This window comes from Paenibacillus sp. fava2 (genome assembly GCF_058313675.1).
The window spans coordinates 41295-63366 of sequence record NZ_CM177755.1 but is presented as its reverse complement, the minus strand read 5'-3'; the positions used below and the strand labels follow the sequence as shown (position 1 = coordinate 63366).

Below are 22072 nucleotides of genomic sequence, written 5' to 3'. Positions count from 1 at the left end.
GCGCATGCTACCGGACTTGTAGCATGCGCTCTAGGGAGGTTCTGGCTTTGTCGGCGACAGCGGGCGGTACGTAAATCTGCGGCTTCATCGTCTCCAGGCACTTAACCAGCTTCTTTAAATTATTAACCTTCATATTAGGACATACGAGGAATTTGGTTGCAAAATGGAACTCCTTATCAGGACTGTCCATGCGCAGCTGATAGCCCGTTCCATCCTCTGTTCCAACGATAAACTGCCGGCGGTCCGATTTCCGGCAATAATCGATAATTGAGGTGGTGCTGCCTACATAATCCCCCATTGCAACAACCTCCGGCCGGCATTCCGGGTGAACAACAAATTCGGCTTCCGGATACTTGGCCTTCATTTCAATAACATCTTTAACTGTAAGCATATCATGGGTGTTGCAATAGCCTTCCCAGATGATCAGGTTCTTTCCGGTCTTTTGCTGAACATAATGGCCCAAATTTTTATCAGGCACCCAGATGATTTCTTCCGCATCCAGCGACTCAATGACTCTGACCGCATTAGCCGAGGTACAGCAAATATCCGTCTCCGCCTTAATCTCAGCAGATGAATTGATATAAGTGACTACCTTGGCGTTCGGATGCTGAGCCTTAAGCCTGCGGAGCCCGTCTACATTGACCATATCAGCCATAGGGCAGCCGGCGCGTTCGTCTGGAATGAGTACTGTTTTGTTCGGAGCAAGAATTTTAGCGCTTTCCCCCATAAAGTGAACGCCGCAGAAAACAATGACCTCTGCATCTGTCTCTGCTGCCTTTTGAGCAAGTAAAAAAGAATCACCCCGGAAATCCGCTACCTCCTGAATTTCGTCACGCTGATAATAATGAGCCAGAATAATTGCATTACGTTCTTTCTTAAGCTGTTCGAGGCGCCCACGAAGTTCGCGGTTCATTTCCTGCTTGCGCTCAAGCGCCAGAGCTTCCACGGTTAATTGTCCCCCTTAATTCTAATGGCTTCTATGCCGTTCAATCCTTATAAGATCCCAATTTCACACTGTCCCGCACAGCCACCCGGCTCTGCTATATCATGAATCTTCTAATATTTAATAGTTAATCACTAATGTACACAACGTTCCCCCCACTGTCAATGTAACGAACCATACACAGCAGGTTTTGCGGGAACAAATGAAAGAACGGCTATGGATTGCAGTCTTGCCCACAGGTTATATCTCCATAAAAAAACCGGAGAACCTTCAGGTTCTCCGGTGCGCCATTCTTACAGGCTTCTTCATTCATTAGACGAGGTTGCCGCCTCCGTCTTTGTTGCCGCCGTTCGGATCATTGCCTTCTCCGGAATCCGGCTTGTTCGGAATGTCCTTGGTCAGATCAGGCAGGGTTGATGGTGTTTCATCATTTTTGCCCTGAATGCGTACACGCACATCACCGATCGAATCAATAACTGGCTCGCCGCCTTCATGTGTAACACCTTCTACTTCAGCCGGCTTGCCGTCTTCAGTCAGGTAACCCTGTTCGATCAATTCCTTGATCTGATCAAGCTCCAGTGTTTCCTTTTCAAGGAGGGTGTTTGCAATCAGGTGCATTTCCTTGGAATACTTGGTCAGCAGCTCACGGCAGCGTTCATAGCAATCCCGGATAAAGCGCTGCATTTCCTGATCAATTTCGTATGCGATGGAATCACTGTAGTTCTGCTCATGCCCGATATCACGGCCCAGGAAGACCTGGCCCTGAGAAGTGCCGAACTGCATTGGACCCAGCTTATCACTCATACCGTACTGCATAATCATACTGCGCACGATGCTTGTTGCCTGCTGGAAGTCACTATATGCGCCAGTACCGATTTCACCGATGAACATCTCTTCGGCTACACGTCCGCCGAGGAGTCCGGTTACTTTATCAAGCAGCTCCTGCTTGGTAACCAGCATCCGGTCTTCCTTAGGAAGCATGATGACATATCCGCCTGCGCGTCCGCGCGGGATAATAGTAACCTTGTGAACCATGTCCGCGTGCTCCAGGAAGTAGCCTGCAATCGTGTGGCCTGCTTCGTGGTAAGCCACGATGCGTTTCTCACGGTCGCTGATAATGCGGCTGCGCTTCTCGGTACCCACGATTACGCGGTCGATGGCTTCATCAACTTCGCGCATGCCGATATCCTTACGGTTGCGGCGGGCGGCGAGCAGGGCCGCTTCATTCAGCAGGTTCTCCAGGTCAGCCCCGGTGAATCCTGTAGTACGCTTCGCAATGACATCAAGCTTAACGTCTTTGGTCAGCGGCTTGTTGCGGGAGTGAACCTTCAGTACAGCTTCACGGCCTTTCACATCAGGGCGGTCAACCGTAATCTGACGGTCAAAACGTCCCGGACGGAGCAGTGCCGGATCGAGTATGTCTGCGCGGTTGGTTGCCGCGACGATAATAATGCCTTCGTTGCCGCCAAAGCCGTCCATTTCGACGAGCAATTGGTTGAGTGTCTGTTCACGTTCATCATGTCCGCCGCCCAGTCCGGCGCCGCGCTGACGGCCCACTGCATCAATTTCATCAATGAAAATGATACATGGCGCGTTCTTCTTGGCATTCTCGAACAGGTCACGTACACGGGAAGCACCGACACCGACAAACATTTCTACAAAGTCAGAACCGGAGATACTGAAGAATGGAACGCCTGCTTCACCGGCTACTGCACGGGCAAGCAAGGTTTTACCTGTACCCGGAGGGCCGACGAGCAGAACCCCTTTAGGGATACGCGCACCCACCGCAGCAAACTTGCGCGGGTCCTTCAGGAATTCAACGACTTCAACAAGCTCCTGTTTCTCTTCATCCGCACCGGCAACGTCTTCGAAGCTGATTTTCTTCTTCTCTTCGTTGTACAGGCGGGCTTTACTCTTGCCAAAGTTCATTACTTTGCCGCCGCCGCCCTGTGCATTATTGAACAGGAAGAAGAACAGGATGAACATAATAACCAGCGGGATAATGGAAGAAAGGAATGTCAGCCAGATGCTGTCACCCTCCATTTTCTTCTGGGTCAGCTCGACGCCATTGGAATCACTGGCGGCAATGAGCTCATTAATCGCTGCATCTGTAGGAGGTACATATGTGGAGAAGTTTTTCGATTTGGTATCAGTCGGCAAATTCTTGTATTCGCCGGTAACCAGAAAAGCGTTACCTTCAAACTGAATCGTCATACTCTTCACATTGTTAGCCTTGATCTCCTGCCGCAACTCATCGTATCTAGGGAAATCGGCGGATTCATTTCCATTGCTGACAAACTGGACAATGCCCACCACGACTAAAAATAAAATCAAATAAAAACCAGAATTCCGGATGAACCGATTCATCCCCTACCTCCTCTCACAACGCTCAAGTTATTGTACCATAGCCTGCCCGGGGTCCTCAAATAACGTCAGGCCCGGGAATCTGATCCTTGGATCTAAGGCTGTCGAATAGTTTATTTGGTGTAAATTTCAGGCTTCAGCACACCGACATAAGGGAGGTTCCGGTACAGCTCGGCATAGTCCAGACCATAGCCCACCAGAAAGGCATCAGGAATCACAAAGCCGGTATATTCAGCTTCAAGAGTCACTGCACGGCCTGACGGCTTGTCGAACAAAGTTACTACTTTAATGGAAGCAGCATTGCGGCCCTGCAGCATGTCGATCAGATAGCTGAGCGTAAGGCCACTGTCGATAATGTCCTCAACAATCAGAACATCACGGCCTTCGACCGAAGTATCCAGATCCTTGATGATTTTGACTATACCGGATGATTTGGTCGTGCCGCCATAGCTGGATACCGCCATAAAGTCCATTTCGACAGGTACTGTAATCACTTTAACCAGATCTGCCATAAAAATAAACGCGCCCTTGAGTACACAAATTACTAAAGGCGTGCGTCCTGCGTATTCTTCGCTCAGCTGGGCTCCAAGCTCCCTGATTCTTTGTTGAATTTCCTCTTCGCTGATCAAGATTTCCTGAATATCATTCTGCAACTTGCGAACCTCCTAAGTTATACTATGAAAGACTTACTTCGACCATTACGCTTCATCGCTTTTCTCCAGCTCCTCCAGAGTCAAAAGCAGAACCGAGGCCGTGTGCCGCCCTACTGCGGCATGCATCGAGCGTCTAACGCCCGGAATCCAGACGATATTGCCTGCAGCATCACAAACGAGGGGAATTCTAGAACGTTCGGAAGAAGGTATTTTATCGTCAATGTAAATATCTTTTACCTTTTTGCTTCCGTTTAATCCCATAACCCTAATGGTATCTCCAGGCAATCGGGAACGGACAGTCAGCGGCATGGCCAGCTCCGTGCTGTCAAACCAGGCTGATGTCTTCCCTAAATCCTCCCCCTGTAAAGCAAAGCTCTCCCTCTCCAGCACCGTCATCGTCATTGCTTTGCCAATCTCCGCGATTTCAAGGCGGGGAAGGCGCAAGGACAACCGATATGTATAGCTAACCTGCCGCTGCTGAGGCTTGGACGAGAATACAATGGTATCATACTGCCGCACACAGATCAGCCCTCCACCTAAGTCCAGAGTCCAGACGGTGGGGTGTTCCTGCAGCGTTCCCCGGCGTACCGCTTCAATCTTTAAAAAATCAGGTGATAAAGCATCCGCCGACAGATAATTTAATATTAGTTTAATCAAACGCCGTTGTAAAGCGGACGGCACGGCCGCAAATGCAGCTCTTTGCAAGGTGTATTTTCCATGCTCCGCCAAAACCAGCTCTTCGAAGCATTCTAATGCATTCGCCTCCATAAACTCATCTTCCGCCCCGGTAATTTCGGACAGCTGAAGGAGCGACTGTTTCACTTTGGGGTTATATTTCTCCAGCATGGGCAGAAGCTCCAGCCGGACCGCATTCCGCTGATAATGAGTAAGCAGATTGCTGGCATCCAGGACGTACGGATATCCCTGCTCCTGGCAAAGCCCGATAAGAGCTGTTTTGTTAATACGCAGGAAGGGGCGGATGAGTTCCACCTTTTTTTCGGTTCTTTTCCAGCGCATTCCGGCCAGTCCCGAAGGACCGCTTCCGCGCAGCAGCCGCATAAGTACGGTCTCTGCCTGGTCATCCGCATGATGTGCCAGCGCGACCGCACGTGCCCCGTAACGGCGGGCTGTTTCAATCAGAAACCCATACCGCTTCTCCCTGGCAGTCCCCTCCGGTCCTAATCCGCTGCGCTTGGCAATCGAGGGAATATCGAACTCGGCCAGCTCAAACGGTATCCCGAGTTCACCCGCAAGCGCCCGGACAAATCCGGCCTCTTCCATTGATTCTTCCCGGAACCCGTGATTTACATGGGCGCATACCAGTTTTAGCGGTGTCCATTTCCGGGATATTTCATGCAGGATACGCAAAAGAGCCACAGAGTCCGGCCCTCCGGAAACTGCGACTATAAGAGTGTCATGGGGCGCCCACAGCTCATGCTCTGCCGCGGACTCCATTACAGACTGCACCAGTCCATTCATCTGCTCCATCTACGGCTTCCTTTCCTGCCTGTTGATATACAGGTGCTTCAGCTTCATGCTCAGCCCCGGATCATATGTATAATGTCAAAACCGGATTACCCAGTAAATTGTAAAAGCCAGTACAAACAGTGATAACATAAACGCGTTCTTGAGCCAGCGCGGTGTAGCCACTGTCTCCTTAGCCGGTTTCCGCTGCCCGTAGATATGCTGCTTCCAGACCGCTGCCGCCTGTGCCGATCCCGGGAAGCCGCCTTTAAGTGCCAGGCACAGCCAGGAGGATAGCTTCTTGTCCGGGAGACTTCGGGCCAGACGCATCAGATCTTCCACATTCCGGGTCTGCGGAAGCTGCTGGGCGCATGCCTTGAGTCCATCCTCATTTAGCAGACGCAGACATAATATAGCAAAAGAAAACAGGTCGTAGCTCTCGTCCCCCGTACGGCTCCCGGCATTCCAGAAGCCGCGGTCATGCCATTCGGTAAACTGCTTGACGCTGCGCCCTATCGGGCTGGCTCCCCCGTAATCAATAAGCTCGGCGTCCCCGTAATCGGATACCATGATATTCTCCGGCTTCAGGTCGCCGAACACAAAGCCGCATTCATGCAGCTTCTCCAGCTTCTCCAGCACCCGGAGTCCCACCAGTCCCAGCCAGGTAGCTCCTTGTCTTGCCAGAAAATGATGCAGCGGCCGTCCCTCCACATAACGCATGACGTAAAACGGTTCATTGACGCCATCCTTAAAATCATCCGATTCCAGCAGGTACGAGGACAGCGGGGACTCACGGCGGGCCCGGTGTTCGCTGCGCTTGCGGCAGGACTGAAGAGAGGTCAGCACATTGATTTCGGACTGCAGCTCAAGGGTATCGTTACCTACCTTCAGCGCATACCTCTCCCGTCTGCCTTCCCGCTGCACGAGATATACGGTTCCGTTCGCCCCTTTTCCCAGCATCCGTTCGACGACATAGCGGTTCCCCCGCCATTTGCCTGTAATTACTGTGCCTACTGGATAGGGTGGATTAGACGACATACCCACCAATCATCCCTTCTCGTTCATCATGCTCCGCGCGATCAACGCGTTCGCGTTGTTCATCCAGTTTATCATAACGGTAATGCTCAAGCACACTGAAAATCGCCGGACCGGTCGGAGTTGCGCCTCTCATCTTTAGCCTGCTGAAAAGAGAGCGGACTTCCGATACATTGCTGCTCCAGTCCATATCAAGCGTTGCCTCCTCGCTGCTGGACCGTCCCGGAAAATGAAATACGGCAATTTCACTGCGCCCTTCACGGGCTTCCAGACTAAGCGCCAGGTCACGGATTGCTTCCTCTACCGCTGCAAGCTTGGGCTTCATGCTGGCACTTGCATCAATAAGCAGGGCAATGCGCAGAGGCGTTGTTTCAGTAAGCTCATCCACTACTGTTACCACCTGTGAGCGCTTGGCCGGCGGCAAATCCTCCAGCGAGCCTTCACCCAGTATTTTTTTCACCTCTTTATTAACCGCCTGCTGAATGGTCTGAACCACGGTCTTCCGCGTCATCATCTGCATCGTCTGCGCAAGCTGCGGTGTACCTACAATCCGGCTTAAGCCCCCGCCGGCCTTGGCAATATCAGCAATTTCCCGGCTGCCCAGCTCCCCGATTGTTCCATAGTCGACCACACCGACAACATTTACGGTGATTCCCTCCTGCCGGGCATGCGCCGCAGCCATCACCGGACTTTCCCCCACGTTTGAACAACCGTCAGTAATGAGCAGAATTTGTCTCATAACCCGTTCACTCCCCTTTGCCTTGTCTCTTTTCTAGCATATCCAAGGTTGAGAGATTTCAAACGCCGCTTAGGCGAGATTTTCAGGTGAAAAGCACTTGTTAAATATAGGGCAACTACGAGGAACTTTTGGGCTTCCGATCGCTGTTGTCCTCCGATTTCTTTAATTGATACCGCAGTTTTCGGTTGAAATCGGAGGACAAACTATTCTTTGATAGAATACCTGACTCTGCCTATCAGCTTACCGTACGCGGACGCTCCATCCGTCCGATTCCGGGCAGGTGCAGGCTGGACCACTGCGGATGATAATGATCCAGACGGCTGATGACAATGGTCATGTCATCATGAATCTCATTCCCCTGATAGCGGATCACCTTCTCCAGCAGCTCGTCGGCCATATCCTGCGGATCAACGCCTTCAAGCTCCTGGATCAGCCGCTTCATCCATATCTCTTTATTAACGGCATATCCGGGCGCATCGTAAATACCGTCGGTCATCATAATGAGAATATCCCCCGGACGCAGCTGCATGCTGATAAGATCGACCTCAATATCCTTAATGATTCCAATAGGCAGGTTGCTTGAGGTAATCGGAATGACCTCACTGCCCCGCCGGATGAAGCTTGGCGCAGATGCAATCTTCATAAAGGTAGTCTGCGCGGAGTACTGGTCAATCAGCGCCATATCCACAGTGGCATAGAATTCATCCGGTGAACGGAGGAGCAGAATGGAATTGACGGATTTGACGGCCAGCTTCTCATCCATTCCCGACTGCAGCAGCTTCTCAAGCATCGACAATGCGGCGCTGCTCTCCATGCGTGCCCGTTCTCCGTTGCCCATGCCGTCACTGACAGATACAGCAAAGGTTCCATTACCCAGCTCTACCGTGCTGAAGCTGTCTCCGGACAGGATATCGCCGCCCTTTGCCGCACCTGCTACACCTGTGCTGACTTCATATGCCTTGGCTGAACCAAAGGTAACCATCGACAAGCCCTCACGCGGATGGACGGCCGTCTCACTGACTACGGAAATATTTTCCTCAAGGATGTCAGAGAGCAGCGGTGCAATCATTTTGCGGCATTCATCGAATCCCCTTGTATACGCATGTACAATTTCTATTTCAACCCTTCCGGGGTCCAGACTTAGAATCTCAATACTGTGGATGGACAGCCCCAGCTTCTCCAGGGCCTCGCGGATCTGGCCCTCCTGACGGTACATGGCCTGTCCTTCCCGTTTGATCTCCCTGGCCAGGTCCTCCATGACCTGGGAGACGCCAGACAGCTGCTCGGCCACAAATTGCCGGCTGTCGTATATTTGCCGCTTCCAGCGCATATCATGCTGGTAAAGCTCATATTGCCCTTTCATCACTTCCAGAACATCGGCTGTCTTCCCGCAGATCCGGTTCCATTCGGGGGGAAGCTGGGCGGCCGTAATATCCGGGCATTCTTCTACAGTGGTCATCATATCGGTCATGTATCTATAAGTCTGATAGAATTTGGCATCCCAGCAGTGCGTCCGCCGGATGCAGCCGGCGCAGGCTCCCTCTGTGACGGTACTCATGAAGTTTTCCATTTCACGGTCGCTTTTGCCTGCCTCGGCAGCACGGGGAATCTGGCCGAAGCTGCTCGACAGCTGCTGAAACACCTGAGAAAACTGCGTCACCCGTTCAGCTGTAATATCCCGGACTCTTCGTGCATATTCATGCTGGGAGCGGCTGTGATCGGCAGTACCGGGAACATACTTGGCAATAGCAGTAATAATTCCTTTCGGTGTTAGAAGAAACATCACTACAGCAGCGCAGGTTTCCCAGGTGGAGGACATGACATCACCGGGACCGAGGAAATAGACAGATAGAATGGTTGAACCGAGCAGCATCCCCATGGATACGGCACCTTTGCGTCCCGACTGCATCATACCGGACAGCATGCCGGAAAAAGCAAGCAGGCTCATCTGATAAATGGCACCAACATTGGCAAGACTGAGAATCAGACCGGTTACCACGCCGACCGCGGCTCCAAGCGGAGCTCCCCCGGCCAGCGCAAAGAGCAGAATCAGGTATCTGGACAAGATATGTTCAAGGGACAGCCCGCTTACTGTCCAGCCCACAAGGCCAGTCATGACAGACGCAAGCAGAATGATCAGGCATAGAATCTCGTCGCTGCGCAGCGCCCTGCTCTTCATTTTGAAGGTAAACAACGGAAGCGCCTGCAAAAATACCAGAGTCAATACAAATCCCAGCAGGGCATCTACCGCACACATCAGCAGCGGGTACCAGGCAATCGACGGCCCGATTACAATCCGGAACAGTCCAACCATAAACGACGATACAAATACCATTAACGGTGCATAAGAAAGGTCCACCCGCTGGAAGTTCTCCAGACCTTTATAGATTAGGAAAAAGATAATCAGCTCTGATGCTACGACAATCGCTCCGGGAAATGGTGTGAACAGGCTTCCGAGAATAACCGCTGCCGCCACCGGCAGCACGGAATCTTTTCTCATAAACATAATGACAGCAAAGTAAGCGGCAGCAAAGGGTGACAGCTCGTCCAATATCATGGCCCGTCCTAACAGAAAGCCCATAAGACTCAGCAGCAGTGTCCATTTCTTCACCGATATCAGCTGGAGAAGCGGCTGTTTCATCATCCAGTTCTTCACACGCATGCCCCATGCCTCTCCCTTCTGCTCCTTGTCCTTGCTCCCGGCTCTGGTCCACTCCGGCAGATTCACCACATTGCTTTTGTTCATTCCTTCGCACCACCCGTTTGAGAATTTATGGTTCTCATTATAAGCGCACGATTCTATGAAAGTTTGTCAGAAACAGAGAGCCGTTCCTGAGAAATTTCCGACAAAAAAGCCAGAGCCGACATTATATGGAAATTCGCATCCAACCCTTACAGGTCACAGGATTGACACGTCTTGGAGCTGCCCGGACAACAAGCAGCATAAAACCTGACAGCGTACATTCGTCAGCGATTGCCCCGGAGATATGTGAAATCGGCAAGGATGCTGTCGTCAATTTGTCCGGCAACGACAAAAAAAATCCCACTTAGCGGGCCTGAACATGGAAGCCAGCCCCGGATACTTTGCGGGGACCCAAAACTTATAAATTATGATCTAACAAAAAAACCGCAGCGGCATTATGCCCCTGCGGTTATTTATGCTGTACCCGTACCTTATTACACGCGTTTGGCTCCACGGCCGCCGCGTTTTCCTTCAGTGTTCTTCTTGATCGAAGACATCCGTTCTTCGCTATCTTTCAGGAAGCGTGACATTTTATCCTCGAATGAAGGTTTACCGGCTGCAGGCTTGAATGGACGCCCACCCCGTTCACGATTGTAACCACCGCCGCCTCCACCGCCGCCGCTGCCTCCGCCAAAACGGTCTCCACCGCTTGGACGCTCAGGTCTGGGAGCTCTTGGGGGACGTACTTCTGATGCCGGCTTATCAACAGCCTGCTTGATGGAAAGTCCGATCTTGCCGTCCTTGTCAACATTGATCACCTTGACGGTCACTACATCACCAATCTTTAAATGATCGTTAACATCCTTGACGTAGTTATCGGCGATTTCCGAAATGTGAACGAGACCTGTGACACCTCCTGACAGATCCACAAATGCTCCGAAATGCGTGATGCCTGTCACCTTGCCCTCTAACTTGGTGCCCACTTCAATTGCCATAGAATAAAATGATCCTCCCTTAAAAATATACAGACGAATATACACTTCATCCAGTCTGCGGTGATTTGATTATACAGTAAAGAGCAAATCAAGGCAACACAGCGAAAGCCTGATTTGGCCTGCTTTATTCCCCTGATTGCTCTGTACGGATAGGCAGTTCGCCCGGAAGATACATATTGTACCATTTCCGCGCCAGCTGACCGATATATTCATCATCATTAAGCCTCGATACGTCGTATTTCAGCTGGTTAAGCGAGGCCGTTACACTTGCATTCGTTGCCTGCTTTTTGGCAAGCACCTCACTCTTGTCCGCTATCGAAGCGCTCTGGGCAAAGAAAATGTAACCGGACCAGCTGAAAAATACAGTCATTACCGCAAGCCATATGAACTTTCTTCTCTTCGCACCTGCGGCCAAAGCCTTGCTTGCTGTTCCCTTCTCTTCCGCAGTAAATCTGTTCATGCGTCGTACCCCCATTGTTAGGTCAGCGTTTCCGCCATGCGGTTATCCATTCAATAGATCTCTTAAACCAGGCAGACTGATAGATTCTGGACAGATGTGGAGAGATCCATCTTACTGGAAATACCCAAATGGGCTTCGTTAGACGCAAGAGCAGCTTCAGAATAAATAACAGGATGCGGCCGAGCAGCAGCAGCGTTCCTCTACAAAGCCTCCAAAGCCAGCGCAGCGGTACACCTATTAAGATTTCCAGGGTTCTCCATAGCAGTCTGCACGTATACTGGACCGACTGAATTAACATTACCACAAATCGCCGCACCGTAACACTGAAGATCAAAAAATAGATCCATACGCCTAGAAAGAGCCCCAAAAAGACATAAAACCTCAATTGCCCCTGATTTCCGGCATACAGCATGCGGAACACAAGCAGCGCCGCCCATATCCAATACAGCAGGTCCAGCAGCGCATTCAGCCATTTGGGAAAGCTCAGCTTCAGCGACAGCACCCGGTAGCTGTCATAAGTCACTCCCATAGCTGTACCTGCCAGTATCATATAGATCAGGGTCATCCACTGAACTGCCGGATTCATTTAAACAGCTTGCCCAGTAAGCCCTTATTTTTCCCCTGTGTTCCGGGATCGAGATAAATCAGGGAATGGACATTGCCTTCCAGCGACAGAATACCGTTCTCCAGGCTCAGGTTTTTGATATGTAAATGACTGCCGCGGATGGTGAGATGGCCAAGCTCCGTACGGAGCAGGAACTCCTCGCTGTCGAAGCTTTCTACATTCTGCACACCTGTCAGCTCCAGCTGCTTGCGGCTGCGCATGTGCAGATCATGCTGCTTACCTACTTTGACTGGCTCGATCATAGCATGTACCCCTCCTTCTTGATTCTAATCTATGGTGATCGGTGGGGTAATAGAACTGGCTGAATCTCCGGAAAATATAAAAAAGCACAGCTCTACGTAACGTAAGCTGTGCTTGTGGTTATAGCTGTCTGCCTCTACCAATCAAGACCGCTGCTTTTGGCAACAGGCTCCTCGCGGAGCAGGGTGTACATGCCGGCCGCCTCATCCTTGCGGGTGGTTTCAACCAGCTTTTCCACTTTGACTGTTACAAGCTTCTGGCCGAACTGCACTGTAATCTCGTCGCCGATCTTTACTGTGCTGCTTGGCTTCGATTCCTTACCGTTAATCAGCACCCGGCCCTGTTCGGACACATCCTTGGCCACTGTGCGGCGCTTGATTAGCCGGGACACTTTCAGATACTTGTCCAGACGCATTAGTTAACGGCTTCTTTGAGCTTGTTGCCAGCCTTGAAGGCCGGTACAGTCGATTCAGGGATCTCAATAGGTGTGCCCGATTGCGGGTTGCGGCCGGTACGGCCGGAACGTTTGCGGGTTTCGAAAGTACCGAAGCCGATCAGCTGTACTTTATCGCCCTTGGACAAAGCATCGGTAATTTCGCTAAGTACTCCGTTTAATACGGCTTCTACATCTTTTTTGGCCAATCCGCTTTTTTCGGAAATGTTGTTTACCAGATCTGTCTTGTTCATAATTTGAAGTTCCTCCTAGGATACAAAAAAATAAATGAAACGCGATAAGCTGCCAAAATATGCCGCTGATCGTCATTTCGTCTTTATGATATTCTTGATGCCGCCCGGAAATCCTGCCGCAAAACGTCGTTTTTTTGAAAAATCGCCTACTCCGGCTCCAGGCACTACTACATTATAAACCCTATACGGCATTTGGAACCAGAAATAAAGCCTTATTCCCAGCATTGCCGCTTCCTGCCGCAGCTATACGGTCACAGTAACATTTTATGGAAAAGGACTCATTTACAGATTCAGATCTACCTATACACGGCTATTTCCGCTCCTGAATCTTGGCTTCCTGCCATAACTGCTCCATCGTCTCCAGACTGCTCTCCTTCGCACTTGTGCCCCGGTCCTGCAGCTGCCGTTCGATATAAGCAAACCGCGATACAAATTTACGGTTGGTGCGGGTCAGCGCCTCCTCCGGATCTGCACCGATGAAGCGGGCGGCATTGGTTGCCGCAAACAGCAAATCCCCCAGCTCCAGCACCTGCTCCTCCGCCGCTGCGCCGCTCTCGATGGCCTCCTGCAGTTCATCGACCTCCTCGCGGATTTTGGCCAGAACATCCGTTATGTTATCCCAGTCAAAACCGACCTTGGCGGCCTTCTTCTGCAGCTTGTAGGCTTTCATGAGTGCAGGCAGATCACGCGGAACCCCGCTCAGTGCTGACTCCGACTCGGGCTTCACACCCTTCAGCCGCTTTTCCTCCGCCTTCATCCCGTCCCAGTTCTTTAAGGCTTCGTCCGCGTCGGCTGCGCTCATATCGCCAAACACATGCGGGTGGCGGAAAATCAGCTTGTCATTCAGACCCTCAATAACATCATAGACGCTGAATGTGCCGAGTTCCTCTTCAATCTGTGAATGGAGCATAATCTGCAGCAGCAGATCGCCAAGCTCCTCCTTCATGTGGTCCGGATCATCCTCGTCGATCGTTTCCAGCACCTCATAGGTTTCCTCGATCAAATTTTTGCGCAGTGATTCGTGTGTCTGTTCACGGTCCCACGGACAGCCCTCGGGGCTTCTCAGGGTATCGACAATTTCATGGAGCCGGGCAAAGGTGCGCCGGCGCGCGTTCTCCGCACGGTTCGCAGGGACATAGACCAGAGACAGATTACCGTACCCGTCAATCCGGTCCAGCTCATATAGCGGCACGCGGAGAATCTGCTCCTCCTGCTCTACCCCAAGGGCATGTCCGACAATCACTTCGTACTCAGCCGGGTACAGCTCCATCAGGCACAGCTTAGTCTCGGAGGCCGTAAAGCTGTCATAGACCTGTCCAATCAGTGTATGCAGCTCAGGCTGGAGCTGTGAGCTGCGGATGCCTGAAGCATCCAGTAGCTGAAAGCCTTCAATCGGATCGAAGCCGAGCCGCACAAAAGCCTCATCCAGAAAGCTCTCGCCGCCGAGAATTTCAAGCGTAATCCCTGCTTCAGGGCAGCGCCGGCGCAGCTGGGAAACGGCCGACTCCGCTACCATCGGATGGCCCGGAACCGCATAGACCATTTCGGTCCCGTCAGGTGCAGCAAGCGCTTCTTCTATTAACCTCGAGGTAATGGCTTCGTAGACCTCCGGGAAAGAGTCCAGCGACTCATACAGCCCGTCAAAGGACTGTGAGGCAATCTCAAGCTCCGCGAGAGCTGCCATCACGGGATGCTCGGCAGTCCTCACGTATACTACGGCTGCCGCCTTCAGTTTTTTGATAATCCCCAGCGTCAGCCGGTCCGGATTGCCTGATCCCAGACCGACTACTGTTAATCTTGCACTCATTCCGTTCCACTCCTTCTGGACCTGACCCTTTACCGGCTGAACCGGGGGCAGGCCTATAACATGCCATTAACTTTTACCTGTCTAAATGAAAAGGTTAGGGATAAAACCTGTTGTCCGCTCTGCTGACTCCCTCTAAGGGAACAGGCGGAGCCTCTTAAGCTTGTCCGCAAGCTTAGGGCCGAAGCCCGGCAGCTGACGCAGCTCGCTCTCGCTGAGCAGCCGCAGCCTGACTGCGCCCAGCCCAAAGACCGCGCAGCCTGCCAGCACGCCCAGCAGCGTCTGCACCAGGCTTGCCATCCGCCCGCCGCCGAGGCCGGCGGCGGTAAGCGTCAGCGCCGCGCCGCTGCTCATTGCGGCAGCGGCCAGACCCAGGCCCGCCAGCAGCAGCGCGGGCCGAAGCCCGGCATCTGCGAGGCGCAGCCGCAGATGGCCCTGCCGGTGCAGCAGCAGCACGTTCAGCGCTGCTGCGAACCCGTGCGCCGCCACGCTTGCGATGGCAGCGCCGGTAATACCCTGCTGCGGCACCAGCAGCAGGTTGAGGGCCGCCTTCAGCGCAGCGGCGGCTAACAGGTGCAGCGCCGGCGCGCGCACGGCGCCCAGGCCCTGCAGCAGCGCGGCAGAGATGATGCTGATCGTACCGCCGGCGGCGGTAAAGGCCAGCCACATCATAGTGCCGCTGCCTGCGGCATCGCCGTACAGAGCCACGTTAACCGGCTCTGCCAGAACCGCCAGGCCGACCGAGGCGGCCAGGCCCAGCAGCCAGAACCAGCGCAGCGACAAGCTGCAGCGGGTTCTTATCAATGCATCATCGCCGCGGTACTTTGCCTCCGCGAGCGCCGGGATGAAGACGACCGACAGCGAGGTCGCCAGCATGGTGACGATCTGCACGAGCGGCAGACCGCGGTTATAGATGCCGAACTGGGCCATGGAGACCGTCTCACCGTAAGCGGGCGTCAGCAGCCGCGGTACGGTGAAGACATCGACCAGCCCGATCAGGGGCACCGCCAGCGCCCCCAGCATCACCGGCAGGCCGTAGGCCAGCAGCTGCCAGGCGGACGCCCGTTTGATCCGGCCTGCACCCGCAGCATGGAAACTGCGCGGGGAATGCCCGCTGGCAGTTGCAGCCGGAGCAGATCCGGGCTGCTGCCCGCTTGCCTGCCGGCGGTGCCGTCTCCAGAAGAGCAGCATGACCAGCAGCCCGGCCGCTCCGCCTGCTGCCGATCCGAGCAGCGCACCAGCAGCAATCTCTGCAGCTCCAGCCCCGCGGCCTATCAGATACAGCAGCAGCGCGATCATGACAATGACGCGGACTGACTGCTCCACTACCTGTGAGACAGCAGTCGGCATCATATTATGCAGCCCCTGAAAGTAACCCCGCACAGCTGCCATAAGCGGAACAACCGCCAGCCCGAGGGCGCTGGTATGCAGAGCCGGAATAATGTGCGAGTTGCCCACAATTCGGGCAATGACAGGAGCGCCTGCGTAGGTTAGCATACCGATAATAATCCCGCAGACCGCCGTTAGAACCGCTGATAGCCGCAGGACCCGGCGCCCCTCCGCTTCGTCGCCCCCGGCGGAGGCTTCGGCTACAAATTTGGAGATGGCTGACGGCAGACCCAGCATGGCTACCGTAATCAGCATCGTATACAACGGATTAACCGTGTTATAAATGCCGAATACGGCGTCACCGCCCAGATTTTGCAGCGGTATTTTTTGCAGGGTACCGATAAGCTTGGATACAATGGCTGCCGCGCTGAGAATAAATGCTCCTTGCAGCAATTTGGAGCCGGTTGTGCCTGATTTCATAATTTACCTGCTTCTGCAGCAATAACCGCTATAATAGGATGAATTTCTATATTATACCGCAAGCAGGCAGACGACAAAACCCCGCTCCCCTTGATCTCGGATCAAAAGGAAAGCGGGGCTCCCGGCACCAAACCTTCTACTGCTCCATTTGCTTGCCCAGGAAGGCAGCAGCAGTCTCGGCCATCTTTATTTCCATCTGTGACATTTTTACAGAATCGTCCTTGTTCATCAGTACAACACAGCCGATCGGATCACCGCCGGAAATAATGGGGGCTGCCACATAGCTGGACAGCAGCTCGGAATGCTCTTTACTGATGTCATAATTTCCGCCGTTCGTCTCCAGCATGGTCTTGCGGCTCTCCATGACCTTCTCGAGCAGCGCCCCGACCTGCTTGTCCAGATATTCCTTCTTGGAGCCGCCAGCCAAAGCGATAAAGCTGTCTCTGTCGGTAATCATTGTGATATGCCCTGTACCCTCATAAAGCGATTCCGCGTATTCTTTGGCGAAGTCGCCCAGTTCCCCGATAGGAGAGTACTTTTTCAGTATGACTTCACCGTCGCGATCAACGAATATTTCCAGCGGATCCCCTTCACGGATACGCAGTGTACGTCTAATCTCTTTAGGAATAACAACACGGCCCAGGTCATCAATACGGCGAACAATACCAGTAGCTTTCATTTCACATGTTGCCCCGCTTTCTTAAGAAGTATGGTCCAACTACTGTCCATTACGGGAAAGGATAATCCCGGTGATTTATCGTAATATCTGACCATAGTATTCATCTGTTCCCAATTCCTTATACATGCCCGGCTCTTAAATAAACACAAGCTCCAGGTCCGTACATTATCCGGGTATTCATACCAAGCTTGTGCCTGTTTGCCCTTTCGTATACATACGCTCTTTACGCGAAAAAAAGCCATCCCTCGCTTGGAAGCGTCAGGATGGCTTGTCCGTCTGTGCATATTATTGGGCTGCTTCTGTAGCAGCCGGTGTTGCGCTTGGTGCTGCAGTAGCTGCAGCTCCGTTATCCGTTGTTCCGGATTCTTCAGCAGCAGCGGTGCTCTTAGGCAGATTGATCTCGATATTCAGCGAATCAAGCTCCTCATCAAGGAAGGTCTCCAGGTTCTTCGAAGCCAGCGTGCTCTTGACGGTTTCCTTCTGCTCGTCAGTCAGCTTGTCAAAAGCGGTCTCTGTACGTGACTCCACTTCAATGACGTGGTATCCGAAGCTGGTTTTTACCGGATCACTGATGGTGTTCAGCGGCAGGGTCTGTGCAGCCTGTTTGAATTCCTCCACATAAGTGCCCAGAGCCTTGTCTTTGTATTCACCGCCGGACTCAACCGAGCCGGTGTCATCAGAGTATTCCTTGGCAATTGCCGCGAAATCACCGCCGGCGTCAAGCTTGGCCTTAACTTCGTTAGCGCGCTTCAGTGCATCCTCATCCGTCCGTTCCTTGCCGTCAGCATCAGTCAGACCGACCAGGACATGACGCAGTGTAGCAACGGTATAGTCCCCTTTGGTTGCCTCATACTCAGCCTTGACTTCATCGTCGGTAATTTTCAGCAGCATATCCTGATAAACGGTGAGTACACGCACCATGTAGGAGCGAATGTCTGCTTCAGTCAGATCCGCTTCCTTCAGAGAGCTCTCATAAGTGTCGCCCAGCGCCTCTTTCATTGAGCTTACCTGCACATCCGCTTCTTTCTCGGCCTGCTTCTTCGCCTCATCCGTAGCTTGTCCGGCCAGATATTCAAAGGCAACCTCCTGCTTCAGGATGGATTCCTTAAAGGCGTCAATCTCCAGGTATGCCGCCTGCTGCGGAGAAAGGAACTTCATGACCTTGGTATCCAGATCGAATTCCTTCTCTGTGATCGTGCCGTCCTTGTACGTTGCGACTGCCTGGGTGTTATCCTCGGCTGCGGTGTTACTATTATTGCTGCTGCAGGCAGACAGCATGGAGAAGGAAACGGCTGCGGCTAAAGAAACCAGCAGCACCTTCCATGATTTTGTTTTATTTACTGACATTGTGTAATTCTCCCTTCGGTTTTAACGACTCTTTGGCTGCCGCCAGAAACTGCTCCAGCAGATCAAGCAGCTCTTTATCACTAAGATCCTTGGCTTTGATGCGGATGCCGGCCTTGGCCTCTCTATCAAATTGTACACGTCTTTCGAAGCTATTACCAACTTTGGCGAGCTTAGCCGTATCAAAGGCGGCTGCGCCCCCCTCATGGAAGTTAAGCGACACCTCATCACTGCGCCGGACCATGGACTCCATGCCGTACAGCTTACCGTATACTTTCAGCCGGGCAACCGACAGCAGATTGACGACAGCTTCCGGTAATTCACCGAACCGGTCAAGCAGCTCGTCCTCCAGCTCACTTGCATCCTCAAAGGAAGCCACTGCCGCAACTTTTTTATAGATTTCAATTTTCTGGATGCTGTCGTAAATATACTCTGACGGAAGATAGGCGTCAATCGACAAATCAATGACCGTATTCCCCTGCTTCAGCGAAGTATCCTCTTCGCCGAGCACAGTAACCTTCCGCTTGCGGATTTCCTCTGCAAGCATTTGTGAGTACAGATCAAAGCCGACTGAAGCAATGAAGCCGTGCTGCTCTGCACCTAGCAGATTTCCCGCTCCGCGGATAGAGAGGTCACGCATGGCAATTTTGAAGCCGGAGCCGAGCTCAGTGAACTCCTTGATCGACTGCAGTCGCTTCTCGGCTACTTCTGTCAGCACTTTGTCCCGCTGATACGTAAAGTAGGCATAGGCAATACGGTTGGACCGCCCGACACGCCCGCGCAGCTGATAAAGCTGGGACAGGCCCATCTTGTCGGCATCATGGACAATCAGGGTGTTAACGTTAGGGATGTCGACCCCTGTCTCAATAATGCTGGTGCTGACGAGCACATCATACTCCCCGTCAAGGAAGTCGAGGATGGTTTTTTCCAGCTCCGATTCCGACATCTGCCCGTGTCCGACGCCGACACGAGCTTCCGGAACGAGCGCAGATATCTGTGCTGCCATCTCATGAATCCCCTGTACCCGGTTGTACAGATAGTAAACCTGGCCTCCGCGGGCCAGTTCACGCTCGACAGCTTCACGTGTAAGAGTGTGGCTGTGCTCAACCACATACGTCTGTACGGGAAAGCGGTTCTCCGGTGGCGTCTCTATAACGGACAAATCCCGTACGCCCAGCATGGACATATGCAGTGTACGCGGTATAGGCGTTGCAGTGAGGGTCAGGACATCGACATTTGTCTTGAGCTTTTTAAGCTTTTCCTTATGGGTTACTCCAAATCTCTGCTCTTCATCGACAATCAGCAGACCCAAATCCTTAAAGACCATATCCTGCGAGAGCAGCCGGTGTGTTCCGATAACTACATCCACGGTTCCCTGCTTCACGCCTTTAATCGTTTCATTCTGCTCCTTGCGGCTGCGGAACCGGCTGAGCACCTGAATGTTAATCGGGTAATTGCCAAAACGCTCGCGGAACGTCTCATAATGCTGCTGGGCCAGAATGGTGGTCGGTACAAGCACAGCTACCTGCTTGCCCTCAATCGCCGATTTGAACGCGGCACGAATCGCAACTTCGGTTTTGCCATAGCCTACATCGCCGCACAATAGCCGGTCCATCGGACGGTTCTGCTCCATATCCTTTTTGATTTCTTCGATCGCCCGGAGCTGGTCGCGCGTCTCTTCATACGGGAACATTTCCTCGAACTCGTGCTGCTCCTGTGTATCCTTCTCGAACCCGTAACCGAGTGCGCTCTGCCGTTCTGCATAGAGCTTGATCAGGTCATCGGCAATATCCTGTACAGAGGAACGAACCTTGCTGGTGACTCTCGTCCATTCGTTGCCGCCCAGCTTGTATACCTTTGGCTCCTTGTCTTCTGAGCCGACATATTTCTGAATCAGGTCAATCTGGTCAATCGGTACGGACAGCTTGTCGCCGCCGGCATACATGATATGCATATAGTCACGGTGAATTCCGCTGACCTCCAGCGTGCCGATACCCATATACTTCCCGATACCATGATTCTGATGAACGACATAATCTCCGATTTTGAGCTCGGTATAGCTCTTGATCCGTTCTGCGTTATCAATTCCCTTGGACAGCTTGCGCGCTTTACGCTGCTTCTGGGAGAACATTTCACCCTCGGTGATGACGGCCAGATGAATCGACGGCAGCTCAAAGCCTGAGCCCAGGTTACCCTGAAGCAGCGTCGGCTCTTCAATACCGTAATCGTCGAGCACCCGGCGGACACGCTCCATCCGCTCCTCGCTGCTCGCTAGCATTACTACCTTCACGCCTGACTTCTGCCAGCGCTCCATCTCCGACTTCAGTACATTCATCTGCCCATGGAAATCCTGCATGCCGCGGCTGATGAAGCCCAGGATGTTCTGCGGCTGGATATGGGGAACCTGACGCAAAAAGATCGACATGAACAGGCTCTGGAATGGGCGCCGGTACATGATAACATCATTATCTACCGAGAGATGCAGATCGGGCAGATTCTTCCCGTTCTGAAGAAGGTGCAGGTTCCACTCGGATTCGTCACGTTCCAGCTGCTTCGCCGTTTCCAGCAGCCGGGCCGGCTCATCCAGCACCAGCAGGGTATCCCCGGCCATATAGTCATACAGATGCGTACGCTCAGGATATAAGAGACTGATATATTTATAGATTTCAGGGAAATAGGTGCCTTCACGCAGCATTTCAAGCTCCCGGCCCATTTCCTCACGCAGACGAAGCTTCGCCTGGCGGTCGGTCATTTTCTCCAGCTGACGCTCCAGCATCGCCGCTGCCGCCGTTGCTGCCGACTCAAGCCGGGACTGGTCGGCAATAATTTCTTTTGCCGGGGTAATTTTTACATTCCGGACTTTATCAATAGACCGCTGATCTGCCGGATCAAAGGTACGGATCGAATCGACCTCATCATCGAACAGCTCCACCCGGTATGCCAGCGGAGAGGTCATCGGATAGAAGTCAATAATGCCCCCGCGTACACTGAGCTCACCGCGGTTCTCTACACGCTCTACCCGCTCATATCCCATCTCAATCATCGACATCAAAAATTCGTCAAGAGAGAGGGTTCCCTCCTGCGATATAGTCAGCTGTGCTGCTGCCATCACATGAGGTGCAGGCAGCAGCCGCCGGACGCCGGAATAGGGAACCACGACAACTCCGCGGAAGCCCTGTGCACACCGGGTAAGCACATCAATCCGCTGGGCGAGCGTCTCCGGACTGGACACTGCGGCTTCAGCCGCAACCAGCTCGTTGGCAGGATAAAGCAGCACGCGGTCAGGAGAAAGCGCTTCCTGCAAATCCTCAGCCATCTTCTGGGCCGAGAACATATTATGCGTTACTACAAGCAGCGGCCTGGCGAGCTCTTCATGCAGTGCAGCCAGCATAATTTGTCTGGCCGAGCCGGACAGCCCCGAGATCAGCTGCTCCTTCATGCCTGCTGCTACGCCACGGGTGACAGATTGAAAATCAGGATCTTTGGAAAAAGCCTCTATAAGACCGTGTAACAACGAAAGACACCTCTCTAACTGAACAGGCCGGCAG

18 protein-coding genes and 1 pseudogene are annotated in these 22072 nt (G+C 52.8%); 1 reads left to right on the top strand and 18 read right to left on the bottom strand.

Going from position 1 to position 22072, the window contains the following annotated elements; translation table 11 throughout:
• Window positions 1-7 precede the first annotated feature (7 nt).
• A complete protein-coding gene (gene nadA, locus AC4G46_RS00300; protein WP_491126211.1) occupies window positions 8-946 on the bottom strand; it encodes a quinolinate synthase NadA in 939 nt (312 codons plus the stop codon).
• 308 nt (window positions 947-1254) lie between these two features.
• Here nadA and AC4G46_RS00295 point away from each other — a divergent pair, with 308 nt between their 5' ends.
• Window positions 1255-1419, top strand: a complete 165-nt coding sequence (locus AC4G46_RS00295; protein ID WP_491128754.1) for a hypothetical protein — start codon at window positions 1255-1257, stop codon at window positions 1417-1419.
• A 136-nt stretch (window positions 1420-1555) separates the two neighbouring features.
• Here the strand turns inward: AC4G46_RS00295 and ftsH are convergent.
• From ftsH to mfd, 17 genes and pseudogenes are all read right to left on the bottom strand, one after another.
• A pseudogene (gene ftsH / locus AC4G46_RS00290) lies at window positions 1556-3310 on the bottom strand (ATP-dependent zinc metalloprotease FtsH); the annotation flags it as partial.
• A 110-nt stretch (window positions 3311-3420) separates the two neighbouring features.
• Complete coding sequence (hpt, locus tag AC4G46_RS00285) at window positions 3421-3960, bottom strand: hypoxanthine phosphoribosyltransferase (RefSeq protein ID WP_039868902.1); 540 nt, start codon at window positions 3958-3960, stop codon at window positions 3421-3423.
• 45 nt (window positions 3961-4005) lie between these two features.
• Window positions 4006-5448 carry a tRNA lysidine(34) synthetase TilS gene (gene tilS, locus AC4G46_RS00280; RefSeq protein WP_491126210.1) on the bottom strand — a complete coding sequence of 481 codons (1443 nt, stop codon included), beginning with the start codon at window positions 5446-5448 and terminating at the stop codon, window positions 4006-4008.
• 75 nt (window positions 5449-5523) lie between these two features.
• Window positions 5524-6462, bottom strand: a complete 939-nt coding sequence (locus tag AC4G46_RS00275; RefSeq protein ID WP_491126209.1) for a serine/threonine protein kinase — start codon at window positions 6460-6462, stop codon at window positions 5524-5526.
• On the bottom strand, window positions 6452-7198 hold the full coding sequence (locus AC4G46_RS00270; protein ID WP_491126208.1) for a vWA domain-containing protein: 747 nt from the start codon (window positions 7196-7198) through the stop codon (window positions 6452-6454). Before AC4G46_RS00270 ends, AC4G46_RS00275 begins: the two co-directional genes overlap by 11 nt.
• Before the next feature lie 235 nt (window positions 7199-7433).
• Window positions 7434-9944 carry a stage II sporulation protein E gene (spoIIE, locus tag AC4G46_RS00265; RefSeq protein ID WP_491126207.1) on the bottom strand — a complete coding sequence of 837 codons (2511 nt, stop codon included), beginning with the start codon at window positions 9942-9944 and terminating at the stop codon, window positions 7434-7436.
• Between the two features lie 431 nt (window positions 9945-10375).
• Window positions 10376-10876, bottom strand: a complete 501-nt coding sequence (locus tag AC4G46_RS00260; RefSeq protein ID WP_068729242.1) for a S1 domain-containing RNA-binding protein — start codon at window positions 10874-10876, stop codon at window positions 10376-10378.
• 124 nt (window positions 10877-11000) lie between these two features.
• The gene (locus AC4G46_RS00255) at window positions 11001-11336 is read right to left on the bottom strand and encodes an FtsB family cell division protein (RefSeq protein WP_491126206.1); all 336 of its coding nucleotides are present in this window, start codon (window positions 11334-11336) and stop codon (window positions 11001-11003) included.
• A 22-nt stretch (window positions 11337-11358) separates the two neighbouring features.
• Window positions 11359-11922 carry a spore cortex biosynthesis protein YabQ gene (yabQ, locus tag AC4G46_RS00250; protein WP_491126205.1) on the bottom strand — a complete coding sequence of 188 codons (564 nt, stop codon included), beginning with the start codon at window positions 11920-11922 and terminating at the stop codon, window positions 11359-11361.
• Window positions 11919-12203 (bottom strand): sporulation protein YabP, encoded by a 285-nt coding sequence (yabP, locus tag AC4G46_RS00245; RefSeq protein WP_491126204.1) that lies wholly within the window; start codon window positions 12201-12203, stop codon window positions 11919-11921. The genes yabQ and yabP overlap by 4 nt, the downstream gene beginning before the upstream one ends.
• Before the next feature lie 134 nt (window positions 12204-12337).
• On the bottom strand, window positions 12338-12616 hold the full coding sequence (locus AC4G46_RS00240; protein WP_042171862.1) for an RNA-binding S4 domain-containing protein: 279 nt from the start codon (window positions 12614-12616) through the stop codon (window positions 12338-12340).
• Window positions 12616-12888, bottom strand: coding sequence for an HU family DNA-binding protein (locus AC4G46_RS00235; protein ID WP_039868883.1), 273 nt, complete (start codon window positions 12886-12888; stop codon window positions 12616-12618). Before AC4G46_RS00235 ends, AC4G46_RS00240 begins: the two co-directional genes overlap by 1 nt.
• A gap of 310 nt (window positions 12889-13198) precedes the next feature.
• Entirely contained in the window at window positions 13199-14695 is a 1497-nt protein-coding gene (gene yabN / locus AC4G46_RS00230) for a bifunctional methyltransferase/pyrophosphohydrolase YabN (protein WP_491126203.1), read from the bottom strand.
• 132 nt (window positions 14696-14827) lie between these two features.
• Window positions 14828-16501, bottom strand: a complete 1674-nt coding sequence (locus tag AC4G46_RS00225; RefSeq protein ID WP_491126202.1) for a putative polysaccharide biosynthesis protein — start codon at window positions 16499-16501, stop codon at window positions 14828-14830.
• A 136-nt stretch (window positions 16502-16637) separates the two neighbouring features.
• Window positions 16638-17180: a stage V sporulation protein T gene (gene spoVT / locus AC4G46_RS00220; RefSeq protein WP_221803637.1), complete on the bottom strand. Its 543-nt coding sequence runs from the start codon at window positions 17178-17180 to the stop codon at window positions 16638-16640.
• Between the two features lie 285 nt (window positions 17181-17465).
• Window positions 17466-18527: a peptidylprolyl isomerase gene (locus AC4G46_RS00215; protein WP_491126201.1), complete on the bottom strand. Its 1062-nt coding sequence runs from the start codon at window positions 18525-18527 to the stop codon at window positions 17466-17468.
• Window positions 18514-22038, bottom strand: coding sequence for a transcription-repair coupling factor (gene mfd, locus AC4G46_RS00210; RefSeq protein ID WP_491126200.1), 3525 nt, complete (start codon window positions 22036-22038; stop codon window positions 18514-18516). The genes AC4G46_RS00215 and mfd overlap by 14 nt, the downstream gene beginning before the upstream one ends.
• Window positions 22039-22072: the final 34 nt, after the last annotated feature.